General features: G+C 58.6%; 18 protein-coding genes. 8 read left to right on the top strand and 10 right to left on the bottom strand.

Annotated features, from left to right (window positions below):
* Positions 1–8: 8 nt before the first annotated feature.
* A complete protein-coding gene (locus L8V22_RS10590) occupies positions 9–947 on the bottom strand; it encodes a DUF3152 domain-containing protein (RefSeq protein ID WP_238802082.1) in 939 nt (312 codons plus the stop codon).
* Between the two features lie 60 nt (positions 948–1,007).
* Positions 1,008–1,232 (bottom strand): DUF3107 domain-containing protein, encoded by a 225-nt coding sequence (locus tag L8V22_RS10585; RefSeq protein ID WP_005322370.1) that lies wholly within the window; start codon positions 1,230–1,232, stop codon positions 1,008–1,010.
* A 71-nt stretch (positions 1,233–1,303) separates the two neighbouring features.
* Here L8V22_RS10585 and L8V22_RS10580 point away from each other — a divergent pair, with 71 nt between their 5' ends.
* Both L8V22_RS10580 and L8V22_RS10575 read left to right on the top strand, forming a co-directional pair.
* Positions 1,304–2,629 (top strand): DEAD/DEAH box helicase, encoded by a 1,326-nt coding sequence (locus L8V22_RS10580; RefSeq protein ID WP_238802083.1) that lies wholly within the window; start codon positions 1,304–1,306, stop codon positions 2,627–2,629.
* Complete coding sequence (locus L8V22_RS10575; protein WP_238802084.1) at positions 2,626–3,864, top strand: Rv3212 family protein; 1,239 nt, start codon at positions 2,626–2,628, stop codon at positions 3,862–3,864. The genes L8V22_RS10580 and L8V22_RS10575 overlap by 4 nt, the downstream gene beginning before the upstream one ends.
* A 77-nt stretch (positions 3,865–3,941) precedes the next feature.
* Here the strand turns inward: L8V22_RS10575 and L8V22_RS10570 are convergent, their stop codons facing one another.
* Positions 3,942–4,430: a hypothetical protein gene (locus tag L8V22_RS10570; RefSeq protein ID WP_238802085.1), complete on the bottom strand. Its 489-nt coding sequence runs from the start codon at positions 4,428–4,430 to the stop codon at positions 3,942–3,944.
* A 498-nt stretch (positions 4,431–4,928) separates the two neighbouring features.
* Here L8V22_RS10570 and L8V22_RS10565 point away from each other — a divergent pair, with 498 nt between their 5' ends.
* A complete protein-coding gene (locus L8V22_RS10565; RefSeq protein ID WP_005322377.1) occupies positions 4,929–5,189 on the top strand; it encodes a WhiB family transcriptional regulator in 261 nt (86 codons plus the stop codon).
* Between the two features lie 83 nt (positions 5,190–5,272).
* Positions 5,273–5,347 (top strand): 50S ribosomal protein bL37, encoded by a 75-nt coding sequence (locus L8V22_RS11705; RefSeq protein WP_100067784.1) that lies wholly within the window; start codon positions 5,273–5,275, stop codon positions 5,345–5,347.
* Positions 5,348–5,594: 247 nt separating this feature from the next.
* Here the strand turns inward: L8V22_RS11705 and L8V22_RS10560 are convergent, their stop codons facing one another.
* Together L8V22_RS10560 and L8V22_RS10555 are read right to left on the bottom strand one after the other, a co-directional pair.
* A complete protein-coding gene (locus L8V22_RS10560; RefSeq protein WP_238802086.1) occupies positions 5,595–5,867 on the bottom strand; it encodes an anti-sigma factor in 273 nt (90 codons plus the stop codon).
* Positions 5,867–6,478: a sigma-70 family RNA polymerase sigma factor gene (locus tag L8V22_RS10555; protein WP_238802096.1), complete on the bottom strand. Its 612-nt coding sequence runs from the start codon at positions 6,476–6,478 to the stop codon at positions 5,867–5,869. Before L8V22_RS10555 ends, L8V22_RS10560 begins: the two co-directional genes overlap by 1 nt.
* Positions 6,479–6,506: 28 nt before the next feature.
* Here L8V22_RS10555 and ybaK point away from each other — a divergent pair, with 28 nt between their 5' ends.
* The gene (gene ybaK / locus L8V22_RS10550) at positions 6,507–7,010 is read left to right on the top strand and encodes a Cys-tRNA(Pro) deacylase (RefSeq protein WP_238802087.1); all 504 of its coding nucleotides are present in this window, start codon (positions 6,507–6,509) and stop codon (positions 7,008–7,010) included.
* Here ybaK and L8V22_RS10545 read toward each other — a convergent pair.
* Positions 6,996–7,643 carry an SOS response-associated peptidase gene (locus L8V22_RS10545; RefSeq protein ID WP_269966497.1) on the bottom strand — a complete coding sequence of 216 codons (648 nt, stop codon included), beginning with the start codon at positions 7,641–7,643 and terminating at the stop codon, positions 6,996–6,998. The genes ybaK and L8V22_RS10545 overlap by 15 nt on opposite strands.
* Between L8V22_RS10545 and aroA the strand changes: the two genes are divergently transcribed.
* Together aroA and rsgA are read left to right on the top strand one after the other, a co-directional pair.
* Complete coding sequence (aroA, locus tag L8V22_RS10540; RefSeq protein WP_238802089.1) at positions 7,642–8,943, top strand: 3-phosphoshikimate 1-carboxyvinyltransferase; 1,302 nt, start codon at positions 7,642–7,644, stop codon at positions 8,941–8,943. The two genes, L8V22_RS10545 and aroA, sit on opposite strands and share 2 nt — an antisense overlap.
* A complete protein-coding gene (gene rsgA / locus L8V22_RS10535; RefSeq protein WP_238802090.1) occupies positions 8,936–9,961 on the top strand; it encodes a ribosome small subunit-dependent GTPase A in 1,026 nt (341 codons plus the stop codon). Before aroA ends, rsgA begins: the two co-directional genes overlap by 8 nt.
* Here the strand turns inward: rsgA and L8V22_RS10530 are convergent.
* The 3 genes from L8V22_RS10530 to L8V22_RS10520 are packed head-to-tail and all read right to left on the bottom strand — an operon-like array spanning position 9,958 to position 11,151.
* Positions 9,958–10,209 carry a hypothetical protein gene (locus L8V22_RS10530; protein WP_238802091.1) on the bottom strand — a complete coding sequence of 84 codons (252 nt, stop codon included), beginning with the start codon at positions 10,207–10,209 and terminating at the stop codon, positions 9,958–9,960. The two genes, rsgA and L8V22_RS10530, sit on opposite strands and share 4 nt — an antisense overlap.
* 16 nt (positions 10,210–10,225) lie before the next feature.
* Entirely contained in the window at positions 10,226–10,741 is a 516-nt protein-coding gene (locus tag L8V22_RS10525) for a DUF6912 family protein (RefSeq protein ID WP_420840004.1), read from the bottom strand.
* Entirely contained in the window at positions 10,741–11,151 is a 411-nt protein-coding gene (locus L8V22_RS10520; RefSeq protein WP_204609910.1) for an HAD-IA family hydrolase, read from the bottom strand. The genes L8V22_RS10525 and L8V22_RS10520 overlap by 1 nt, the downstream gene beginning before the upstream one ends.
* A gap of 177 nt (positions 11,152–11,328) precedes the next feature.
* Here L8V22_RS10520 and L8V22_RS10515 point away from each other — a divergent pair, with 177 nt between their 5' ends.
* On the top strand, positions 11,329–11,712 hold the full coding sequence (locus L8V22_RS10515; protein WP_238802092.1) for a hypothetical protein: 384 nt from the start codon (positions 11,329–11,331) through the stop codon (positions 11,710–11,712).
* A 22-nt stretch (positions 11,713–11,734) separates the two neighbouring features.
* On the opposite strand, the gene L8V22_RS10510 is transcribed toward L8V22_RS10515, so the two are convergent.
* A complete protein-coding gene (locus L8V22_RS10510) occupies positions 11,735–12,553 on the bottom strand; it encodes a hypothetical protein (RefSeq protein ID WP_238802093.1) in 819 nt (272 codons plus the stop codon).
* Positions 12,554–12,702: the final 149 nt, after the last annotated feature.

Raw genomic sequence — 12,702 nt, 5'->3', positions numbered from 1 at the left:
CTTGACTCCTATTCAGGTTGGTGGGGATCCTTATTATCCGGGCTGGGATAAGGCCACGGGTTAGGCGCACAGGTCACATCCTCATCAGGATAGACCTCGCTGGGCTTGCGTTCATGCAATTTCCTGTTATTGAGATCCAAGGTCTGCTGCATCATGACCGGCGCCAGCTTGCCTTGGCCGCCACACGGCTGGTGGGCCGCGTAGCCAATGGCGTGCCCCAGCTCGTGGTTGATTACGTACTGGCGATAATTGCCCATATCCCCTTCGAAAGGCGTAGCACCGCGCACCCAGCGGGCCTCATTGATAATCGTGGTGGACTCGCCAGTAATAGTGGTATGGCAGGAGGTTTCGGTTTCGATCTTCTCACCACACCGCTCCGCGGCGGTGCCGAGCGAAGTGAGCTGGATGCGGGTATCTGGATCCGCATCAGAAGCCACGTGCTCGAACTCGAAATCCTTATGTGCGGTCCAGCCGCGCGGGTCAGACAAGGTGGCCTCTACCATGGCGGCAAAGGAATCATCGCCACCATACGGTGCCGTATTGATGCCCTCTTCCACCTCGATGGAATAGCGCACCTTCTGCTCGCCGCCCTTGCCGGCTACGGCACCGGGCTTGCCCACCTCGCGGAACGTTCCTTTACCTTGCTTGGTAAACGAGCCGCCGGGTGGCATTTCGGTAATTTCCCGCTTTACCGCTGCTGCATCGGCAGGATCAGGGCCAACCTTTTCTGTGCTCGTCGGCGCAGCTGCGGTAGTGTTTTCCGCCTTTTCTTCAGAAGAAGCCCCTGTAGCAATATCGACAATGAACCAAATGGTCAAAGCGATCATGAGGGGGATTGCCACCACGCGCCACCAGCCGTATTGACGCGCAAACCGGACCACCGCATTCTGGCGGTCCGGCGCATGGCTCGGGCTCCGGTGAGCGTGGCGAGTCTCCCTATTTTCCATGGGGCCTTAGGTTACCCGTTAAGATTTAAAAAGCTGAATCAGCAGTCCGGTGTGCTCGCCTTAGGCGCCAGCAAATCCCACTGCATGCTTCTTCGCAATTCCCACCTCAACGTAGACCACGCGGTCAGTACGCACGAGGTACTTGCGGCCCTTATCGTCTTCGAGCTCCAGGGTGGAGTTATCCGCCAAGGCACTATTGATCTTCTGTGTCAGCTCAGCCTGGTCACCTGCAGCGCTAATAACCAGCTCGCGAGCGGTATCTGCGAAGCCAAACTTGATATCCATGAAGATTCCTCCTCTAACTAGAGTTTTATTGTCAATGGCCCCACTATAACCATCCCGGCTACTATCAAGGTGTGTCTGACATAAAATCCCAGCCACCGAGCTTCGCGGAACTCGGCGTTGCAGCCGAAATCTGCGATGGCCTCGCCACTCGTGGCATCACGCGTACTTTTGCAATTCAGGAATTAACCCTGCCCATTGCGCTATCCGGTCAGGACTTGATTGGCCAAGCGCGCACCGGCATGGGAAAGACCTACGGCTTTGGCGTGCCGCTTTTGGACCGCGTCTATGATGATGCTGATATCGAAGAACTCGATGGCACCCCGCGCGCCCTCGTAGTGGTCCCGACCCGCGAGCTTGCGCAGCAGGTAACCGAAGACCTGCACGTAGCCGCCGCCCATCTGCCGGTGCGCCTCGCCTCCATCTACGGCGGCCGCCCCTACGAGGAGCAGATCAAAAAACTCAATAAGGGCGCCGATGTCATCATCGGTACACCGGGCCGCCTGATCGATCTTCATGAGCGCGGCAATCTGCAGCTAGACCGCGTGGCCATCTTGGTTCTCGATGAGGCCGACGAGATGCTGGATCTGGGCTTCTTGCCCTCGGTCGAAGCCATACTTAAGGCTCTCAATGGCAATGCGCACCAAACCATGCTCTTTTCCGCGACGATGCCGGGCGCGATTTTGACGCTTGCCCGCCGCTTCATGAATAAGCCCATTCATATCCGCGCCGAATCCGGCGAGCAGGATTTTACCCATTCCTCCACGCGCAAGGTCACTTTTCAAGCCCACCGAATGGATAAAGTTGCCGTCGTCGCGCATGCTTTGCAGGCAACCGGCCGTGGGCGCACCATTATCTTCGCCCGCACCAAGCGTGCGGCCGCCCAACTGGCCGAGGATCTTGCCCGGCGCGGCTTCCACGTGGGCTCAGTCCACGGCGATTTGGGACAGAAATCACGCGAGAAGTCTCTCCACGCTTTTCGCTCCGGCCAGGTAGACATCTTAGTGGCTACCGATATTGCCGCCCGCGGCATCGACGTCGATGATGTCACCCACGTCATCAATTATCAGGTGCCCGATGATCCAATGACCTTTGTTCACCGTATTGGCCGCACCGGCCGCGCCGGACATACCGGCACCGCCATCACCTTGGTGGGCTACGATGAACTAGGAAAATGGCAGGTCATCAGCGACGAGCTAGATCTAGGCGAGCCGGACCCGCCACAGTGGTTTTCTACCTCACCAGAGCTAGCTCAGGCCCTAGACATCCCCGCGGATGTAGAGGAGACCGTCGGCCCAGAAACCAAGGTCATAGGCCAGGTTCCAGTCCGTGAGAAATCCCCTACCCGTACCACCGCACGCCGCGGTAGCTCTCGACGCCGGCGAGGAGGACGCCGATGACTAAGGCTCCTATTTTGCGTTCCACGCCCGCCGATTGGAAGGCCACCGGCATCATTGCCGTAGTCTGTGCCATCGCGGTCGGTGGGGCGGCCATCACCGCCAATATCAATCAGGCACATTTGAGCCAGGCGGCCGTTCCGGGAGACAAGGATGCACCTGTGCTTTCCGACGTCCCCGATAAGCTCCACGAGTCCTTCGCCCTCCCCAACGAAGCAGTACCTGGCCAGCACAGGGCGGTATCGGCCCACGGCCTAACCATCACACACGCAGATCACACACTTACCGCTACTAATCCGGATGGATCCGTAGCATGGACCTATGAGCGCACGGATGCCGATCTATGTTCACTATCTACTGCATGGGGCAAGATCGTGGCATCGTATAAAACTGGCGTGGGCTGCGGGGATACCGTGGCTATCGATGCTGCAACCGGCGAATATGACAGCACCCGTAGTGCTGTGAATTCGGACAAGGTAGTGCCCATCTCCTCCAATGACAGGGTAGGGACGGTTTCCACCGAGCGCATCGATCTGTGGCGCTCTGACTTAGTGCGCACCGTGGAATACGGTGACGTGCAGGCGAAACAGGAACCGGAAAAACAACCGCATGAGGACTGCACTCTAAGCTCCGCCCTGACCCGCACCGAGAATTTGGCACTAACCGAGTCCTGCCCCGATAGGCCGAATACCACGTGGTTGCGCTTCCAAGACACCACCCCCGATGATTCCCGCGAACCCGATATTTCCGCTGACGTTGACATAGACGCTGACGGCGCCCGCCTTATTGCCGTGGGACAAAAGGCCGCCGCCATATACCGGCCAGGACCACACCCCACTATCGAGTCTTATAGCGAAAAGGGCGAAAAGCTCCACACTTTTTCGGCCCAGCCTTCTCCGGTTATAGACTCCGGTGCCTCTCCATTCGCGCCGGCAACGGCGGATTTGCCGCACCATATGACCTGGTTTGATGGCTCCCGCCTTTACCTCTTCAAGCCGAGCGACCTTGCGGTAGATCACGTGGTGGAAGACGCCATCGGCACCCCCGTCGCAGTTGCTGATCACATGCTAGTGCCTACCCAAGAAGGCATTGCCGTCATGGATTGGTCCACCGCCAAGACGCTGCGCACCATTCCGGTCGACCGCGGCAGCTACCATGGCCCTGTCTACCTGACCTTGGCTGGTGACACCATTGTGGAAAGCCGCGGCGATGAGGTGGTAGGTCTCAGCGCCGATTAGCGTCCCGCCTCACGCGAAGAGGGCCGCGCCTTCCTGGTTTTCCAGGAAGGCGCGGCCCTCTTTGTGTGGAAGAAACTTTAGAAATTTGCTGCCGCCCACTCAGTGGAGGCTCGCACGAACATGAGCAAGAAGATGACTACGGCGGCACTCAACAACGTCACCGCACCAAGAAGCGGCGAGCCACCACTAAACATTTGGAAGGAACTAGCCGCCAAGATAAGTTCCACCAAAATAATGGCTCCCCTGCCCCAGCGCTTTCCCTTAACCATGGCCCAGGCACCGACGATGACGAAACCAAAGACGATAAAGATAAACAGCGCGGTACCCAGCCCCACAAAGCTTTCAGATCCGGAATCCGAGACCATCGAACCATTTTCCGCACCGGTCAGCTCGCGCACGATAAGAAAAATACCGAAGCAGATGACGGCGATGGACTGAACCACTGCGAGCCCTGCAGCCACGAGGACTGGCTGCGGTGCCCCCGGCTGCGCATTGTCGCCTCGCGTTGGCTGCGCGGAGGTAGCACTTTGCCTATTGTTTACCTGCTTTTTCTTCTGCTTAGACACAAAACCACAGTCTACTCACCAGCCAGAGCCATTTCCTTGTGCGCCACTCAGGTTGTGCGGGGGCAGGGGTTAGCCGGTTAGATTTGACGCTTCTACAGGAACCACACTCGAGACTTTTTGGACAACGCGCCAGTTCAGCGAGTTTCTCACAGCCTTCTTTCAACTAAATAACTCATCAAAATGACCCCCTCATCAGTTTCATTCACGTGAGGTTGCCCACATTTTTGCCTCTACCCCTAGCGGAGCCTGAGTAAACATGTCATGATTCTGGGGTAGCAAAAAGAAAGAGGGCGTAAAGCTCTCCTTAACTTGAAGGAAACTTCGAGTAACCACAATGTGAACCATTGGCGGCGGCGACGCTGGCCCGACCTCGAGACCGGGCCCCACTGCGCGCAGACCAGTTCACACAACCACCCACCCAAGGCATTGGTTGCTTTTCATTTTTATGAAAAGCGCTTGTGCTTACTGCTGTCGAATTTTTGTTAGGAGATATCAATCATGGATTGGCGCCACGAAGCTGTTTGCCGCGACGAAGACCCTGAGCTGTTCTTTCCAGTAGGCAATTCTGGTCCTGCACTTACCCAAATCGCTAAGGCCAAGTTGGTTTGCAACCGCTGCCCTGTTGCCTCTTCCTGCCTGAAGTGGGCACTGGAGTCCGGCCTGGACGCCGGCGTCTGGGGTGGCCTATCTGAAGAGGAGCGCCGTGCCCTCAAGCGCCGCCGCAACCGCGGCCGTGGCCGCGCTCGCGTTTCCGCTTAATAATCGGGCCCCAATTTTCGTTTCGGCGCCCTTAGCCGCTAGAGTTGAATAAAGTTCAGATACCCTCAACGAAGGAGTGCGCAATGAGCAAGCGTGGTCGTAAGCGCAAGGATCGCCGCAAGAAGTCCGCTAATCACGGCAAGCGTCCTGGCGCATAACGCACAGCATTACTCAAAGCCCGGTTCCCCTCGGTCACTTCGACCGTAGAACCGGGCTTTTGCTATGTCAGACGCAAATCGATGTCCTCTCCTAGCTCCCCGCTTGACCTCTCCGTGCCTTAAGTCCAATGTGATCGGGCCGAATTGAACACATTGGGGTCTCAATTCGGCCCGATCAGTATGGACTCAAGCAAAAAGTTGGAAGATCATGAGACCAGACCCCACCACAGCGGGTGAGCAACAGTGCCTACCACGCCGTTTCGATACGGGTGATTTCTACCGAAATGCGGCGACGCAGTGCCTGCGGCGCCTTGGCCTGACCATTGCAGCAATTGCGCACCAGCGAGCGGATAATTTCCTCGCTCTCGAGGCGTTTTTGGCAGAAATCGCACTGGGCGATGTGCTCGCGGATGGCGAGTGCGCGGGCATAGGTGATGGATTCATCGAGAAGCTCGCACAGGAGGGCCTGTACCTCTGGGGAGCTACACGCACCACAGTTGTGTTCCGTTGCGTGGTCCATTACTTCTCCTCCATGTCTGGGTGTTCTAATCCAATGCCTTGTTCTCGTGCCACGTCCTTCAACGCTTTTCGGAGCAATTTTCTTCCCCGGTGCAACCGGGACATTACAGTGCCCAGCGGAGTGTCCATGATTTCTGCAATTTCTTTATACGCCAAACCTTCTACATCCGCGTAGTACACCACCATGCGGTAGTCATCAGGCAGGTCATTCATGGCCTCTGAAATGGTGGTGTTCGGCATGTCCTTGAGCGCGGCTACCTCGGCGGATTCCAAGCCGGTCGAGTCGTGGCCGGCAGTTGTATAAAGCTGAAAATCGCTCAGGTCATCAGCCGAGGACTCCGTTGGCCGGCGCTTCGCCTTACGGTAAGAGTTGATGTAGTTATTGGTCATGATGCGATAAAGCCATGCCTTGAGGTTCGTGCCCTGTTTGAAGGACCGGAAGGACTTATAGGCCTTAAGGTAGGTCTCCTGCACCAGATCCTCAGCATCTTGGGGATTGCGCGTCATGCGCAGCGCACCTCCATAGAGCTGGTCTAGCAGGGGCAGCGCTTCCGCTTCGAAGCGACGCTGCAGCTCCTTTTCGCTGATTGTTTGTTTAGCCACAATTTCCATACTAACGCCTAGCGTTAGAATCCCAGTCATGCCTAAAAAGTCCCCGCACACAGCCACCCCAGCGCTCAAAATCGTGGAAGATTACAGCATTGACCACCACGTCTACACGTTTGAGGCGGGAAAGGATCACTTCGGCGATCACGCCGCCGCAGCCTTGGACGTAGAGCCGGAGCGCGTGCTCAAAACACTGGTCATCGATTTAACGGCGGGCAAGGGACCAAAGCGCAAGCTAGCGGTGTGCGTCATCCCTACCACCCACCACTTGAGTTTGAAGAAGGCCGCGGCCGCCCACGGCGTGCCCAAGGCCACCATGGCGAATCCACACGACGCCTCTAAGTCATCCGGATATATTCCCGGCGGCATTTCCCCACTGGGTCAAAAGACTCCGTTGCCTACAGTCATCGAGGAAACCGCTGTGCTTTTCGATACCGTATTCATTTCCGGCGGACGTCGCGGGTTAGACATCGAGCTCAATGCGGAGGACCTCGCAGAGCTGTGCCAAGCCAGCTTTGCCGATCTACTCGCCGAGTAGCTCTGGATAGTCGTTGGATACATTGCCCACAGCCTTGTCAGCGGGGTGGGTGTGGAAGCCCCGCAGGGGCGTCGGCAAGAGCAGCTCGGCGGCCTCCTCGGGACTGCCCTCTAGCCAGGTACGCATTTCCTCGGCCGCCAAAAAGCGCGGCAGGCGGTGGTGCAACCACTCCATTTCTGCGGTGGCTGCGGTGGTGACAATCGTGGCGGACAAGCGGTCCAGGCCGGTGTCCCAGAGGCCTGCCGCCCGCAGCAATCCTTCCTGCGCGCGGACGAAGTAGGGCTGTTTGCCGCCCTCTTCTTGGCACCACTCGTAGTAACCGTTCATCGGGATGAGGCAGCGCTGCCCCTTAAAGGCATGCCGGAAAGAAGGCTTGGAAGCGACGGTCTCCGCACGTGCGTTAAAAAGCGGCGGGCCATCGAGATCTTTCTTCCAGTGCGGCAATAGCGCCCACCGCGCAGGATCGACTTGAGCCAGGCTTTCGCGCACGCGCACGATGGCCACCGGCTGCGTGGGCGCAATATTGTAGCGGGGCCCTGGGGTGCCTTGCGGGGCATGTACCTCGGTGACTCCGGGCAGCTCTCCCACCTCATCAAGGAGGGACTCGGTAAAAAGAACGAATCTTCCGCACATGCCCTCTATTATGGACGATATGTCTCAACCATGGTCCGCCCCGCAAGCGGCAGGCCCCATTACGTGGGCCCAGCACGTGCCGGGCTCGAAGTCTATTACCAACCGCGCCTTCATTCTGGCCGCGTTGGCCGATGGCCCCTCTACCCTGCGCGCGCCGCTAGTCTCGCGGGATTCGCAGTTGATGGAAAAGGCGTTGGAGTCTATGGGCGTGCGCTTCGAGCACGACGGCGAGGACATCCACGTCACCCCAGGCCCGCTCAAGGGCGCAACGGTAGAGTGCGGCCTAGCAGGCACGGTGATGCGCTTTATCCCGCCGGTTGCGGCCTTGGCTGATGGCGCCGTGCTTGTCGACGGCGATCAGCAGGCCTACGCCCGGCCCATGTCCACCACCCTCGATGCACTGCGCCAGCTGGGCGTCGAAGTAAAGGGCGAGAGCCTGCCGTTTAATGTGCGCTCGCACGGTGTGCCAGAAGGCGGGGAGGTTACTATCAACGCCTCTGGGTCCTCGCAATTCGTCTCCGGACTACTGCTGGCCGGTGCACGCTTTAAAAAGGGCATTACCGTCACCCACGAAGGTGGTCCCCTCCCCTCCATGCCACACGTAGAAATGACCGTGGGTATGCTGCGCCAAGCAGGCGTGCGGGTGGACTCCGATGAGAATACGTGGACCGTGCACCCCGGCCCGATTGCCGGCCGGGAATGGGCAATCGAGCCGGACTTGTCCAATGCGACGCCCTTCCTCGCGGCAGCTGCCGTTACCGGCGGCCGTGTGACCATCAAGCGCTGGCCCGCCACTACCACGCAGCCGGGCGACGCTATTCGCCATATCTTGGTGGATATGGGCGTCATGGTTACCCAGGAGCCGGGCTTTGTCACCGCAAAGGGCGCCAAGGGCGGAGCGCTGCAGGGCATAGAGCGCAACATGGGTGATATCGGCGAGCTCACCCCTACCGTCGCGGCCCTGTGTGCCTTAGCGGAAACCCCCTCTACGCTCACCGGCATTGCCCACCTGCGTGGTCACGAGACCGACCGTCTCAAGGCACTGGCGACTAATATCAACGCCCTGGGAGGTAAGGTCACCGAACTTTCCGACGGCCTGCGCATCGACCCCGCCCCTCTCCACGGTGGCGAGTGGCCCTGCTACGCGGATCACCGAATGGCCACCGCGGGCGCGATTATCGGCCTGAAAGTGGCGGGCATAGAGATCGAAGATATTTCAACCACTGCGAAAACTCTGCCCGGCTTCGACCGCATGTGGGAGACGATGGTGGACCCCGAACAACAGGAGAGCAATGGCTAGGCGTTTCGGTTCCTTTGATGAATCCGATGTGCGCGTGCGCCCCGGCAAGGGATCACGGCCGCGCACCAAGGACCGCCCCAAGCACAAAAATGCCAAGTTCGGCATGGTCATTACTAAAGACCGCGGACGCTGGGGTGTCGCGCTAGATAACGGCCCACGGGTCATCGCCATGCGCGCCCGCGAGCTCGGCCGCACCGCCATCGAAGTAGGAGACCGCGTTGGCGTTGTGGGCGATACTTCCGGCAAGAAAGACACCCTAGCGCGCATCGTGAAGCTAGAAGAGCGCACCTCCGTCCTTCGACGCACGGCCGATGACACCGACCCCTATGAACGCATCGTGGTGGCGAATGCGGACCAGATGCTTATCGTCACTGCCGTGGCTGACCCACCACCGCGTTCCGGATTTGTCGAGCGCGCCCTCATCGCCGCCTTCGTGGGCAATGTCCACCCGATCCTGTGCCTTACCAAGACTGATCTCACAGATCCCGAACCGTTTGCAGCCGAGTTCGCCGACTTGGATGTCACGGTGGTAGAAGCCGGCGTCGAAGATGGCCTCGAGGCAGTACACCAGCACATCGATGGCCACGTCACCGCGCTGATCGGCCACTCCGGTGTAGGAAAATCCACCCTGGTCAACCGCCTGGTTCCGGATGCGGATAGGGAGACGGGGGAAGTATCGGGCGTCGGTAAAGGCCGGCATACCTCCACCCAATCGGTAGCGCTTCCCCTCCCCACCGATGATGGGTTCGCCGGCGGCTGGATTATCGATACCCCCGGCATACGTTCCTTCGGCCTCGCGCACGTGGATGCTAATGACGTGCTCGGTGTCTTTGAAGATCTTGCGGCCGCTATCGAGGACTGCCCCCGCGGTTGTACGCACATGGGCCCGCCTGCGGACCCAGAGTGCGGGCTGGATGATCCTGCGCTTATTCCCCCGGATACCGCCAGTGCGCGGCGGCGCGATGCGGTGCGCGGTCTCCTCGAGGCCCTGCGCACCAACGTGGACTGGGAAAGTTAAAGGTGGAAGCCGGTATCGGCCATAATCCCCAAGATGCCGTCCACGATGGCAAAGACCACATCGAGGATCTGGCCCCAGGTGCCCTGGGACGAGGTCTCTAGCAGCGCGAGCCACGGGGTGGTGGGCACGACATCGGCAGCGGCGTCAGCGGCCGGGGTGGTATCGGCTGCCAGTGCGGCCGGCGCGGCAATGAGGGCTGCGCCAGCGGTAACGGCGGCTGTCGCAAGGTTCTGGAAACGCTGAGTCATGTTTTCTCCTTGAGTATTAGAGCAATTCTACGAGGAAAGGCAGCTCGCTGGGGTGATAAAAGGCCATAAACTTATCTAGCGCATCGCCCACTGCCAGCTCCGCGTCCTCATCGCCAAGGTCTGCAGTGTCAATGGCCTCGATGGCCTTCGCGGTGGTCTCCTCAGACTCCGCAATATCCACGTGTATGGCCGCCAAATCCTCTTTGCTAAATTGCGCCGGCTGGAGCTCTACCACCGGCTCACCCATATCCGGGCGCGGGGTGATGACGGAATCATCCAAGTCTACCGAGACGACCACGCGGCGGTGCGGAAACTTCTCTTCATCACCGATGGCTAGAAGGCGCATAGAGGCCATAGATGCCTCAAGGAAGGCTGAGTAGGCAATTTCTTCTTCATCGCCCTCGGTATAAAAGTCCCGTAGCGCGGGGGTGACCATGAAACCCCAACCTGAGCGTGCAGAAAGCGAGCCGGTTTCTTCCAGCTCCGCCAGCATGGCGTAGGTCGCGGGGATATAAACACGGGCTTTAGCCACTAAAATTCACCTTCAATATCGAAGACTGCCTGGATTTCTACGGAAACGCGGTCAAAGCTGGTGTACAAGAAGCCCACCATGCCGGATTCCACGGCGGCGCGGACGTTGAGAATAGAATCATCAACCATGACGCAATCATTGAGTGGAAGCTCAAGGGCATCTGCAGCTGCCTGGAAAGCAGCAACCTCGGGCTTTTCTGCCCCAACCTCGCCGGAAAGAACCACTGCATCTACGTTTCCGCGGTACTCCCACTCGCGAATGTGCTCCGCGCCTGGACCGCCTGGGTCATTGGAAAGGATGGCGGTTGCCGCACCATTTGCCTTAGCGGCGGCCAGCAACGCCTTCCAACGGCGATTGTCTTCTTCGGTGCCGTCAAGGACGCCGACATAGTCAACGATTAGACCACGCATGTACTTTAAATCCTTTGGTTACGAATCTCTTTAACTCCCCGAGAGTATAGCGAACCGCGCGCGCATTCGCGCCCACCCCTATCAGGAAACCCTCAGAAATGGCGGCAGCGGGACGGGCATGAGACAATTATCACGCGTCCGCCTCCTGTCCTTATTCAGGAGCACCACTTCCTCATCATGTACGAGCCCATCCCTGGCTACTCGCACCTCAAACTCTTCATTGCACCCCACCGTGTGCGCTACGGCCGCTTGCCGACGTCCGCGGAAGTCGCCACCCAACACCGCATCCAAGACTGGGTGGTCTTCGCACTGGAGGTAGCCGCCGGCTATCGCCCGCTAGCCCACCTTAATTCCGCGCGTTATTCGGATGCGATACGCATTCATCTTGGCTCATGGGTACGCCGTCGCACGAGCCCCTATGCCACGGAGAAATTGCAGTTGACCAGCCTGCACGCGCGCCCAAATGGCGAATATTTTGGCTCTGTTTATATAGGAAAGCAGCAACATGCATTTACGGGATCGGCTAGTCCAACAGGTTTAGCGTCGTTCCGGTTACTCTAAGTTAGCGCACGAGCTAAAGCGTTTAGGAAAAGATCTGCCCGAGCTGAGAAAGGATCTCGGACCAGTCGAGGGCGGACCATCCGAATCCGGCAGCACTTGCCAACGCCGCAATGCCGGTGGCCAAAAGCCCACCTTCGAAGGCGGAGAGCCCGGAGTGTTCCTCAGACGTGGTATCGACGGGTACGGCGCCTGCGCCACGGTGGGTCGCAGCGGCCTGTTCCAAAGGGGCATTGACCTGCTTGGTGATGGTGACAATATCGCGCAGGGCCGCCGCATAAGCCGGAAACTCATCCGGGAAGGCGGAACCGGTGCCCCCGATGGACGGCAGCGTCGCACGCGGAGAAGGTGCCGCATTCTCGGTGGTGGCCTGGGGCAGTTCCTTGGTGAACTCACCCAACTCAGCGCGAATTACCGCCTGGGCATAGTTGGCACCCAGTATATCGAGATAATCAAGTACGGCGGCTTCGGTGTACTTCTTATCGTCTAGGAATTGGGTGCGCTCTTCTGGCTCCCACGGGAAATCGAGCGGTGTGGAATAGACATTGCCATCGGTGCGTGCAGTATTGAGCCGAGCTTTGCCAAAGTAGTAATCAAAAGCTGCGTCCGCTTTATCCTGCGACAAAATTCCGTCTGCCACCAACGCTTCCTTGCGCTGGATAGCAATAGCCAAGATAGCCGTTGCTGCGTTGTCCTGCTCTAGTTTTTCTCCCGAATCCAAGGTAATCCGCAATGCGGACGCGGAGTCACGCTGCAGCTCATAGGCCACAGCCGGCGTAGCGCCGCCCAATAAGGTGGCAGACAGGAGCGTTGTAATTCCGAGACGCAGAGAGCGGCGGCGCATCGTCAGTGGAGCTCCTCACAGGAGATAAACAGAATGGGCAGGTTTCTTATATTCTACTCATTTTTTCCTGAAAAGAAACCCGCCCCGCACCCACTATCATGAACTGCTCCCCATTAGTTGGACTGAGAAATCAGTTGCCAACAACTAGT

The sequence above is a fragment of the Corynebacterium yonathiae genome (genome assembly GCF_027570195.1).
In the GTDB taxonomy this organism is placed as follows: Bacteria; Actinomycetota; Actinomycetes; order Mycobacteriales; family Mycobacteriaceae; genus Corynebacterium; species Corynebacterium yonathiae.
Note: the sequence above shows the minus strand (reverse complement) of the source record. Positions and strands in the feature narration are given on the sequence as shown.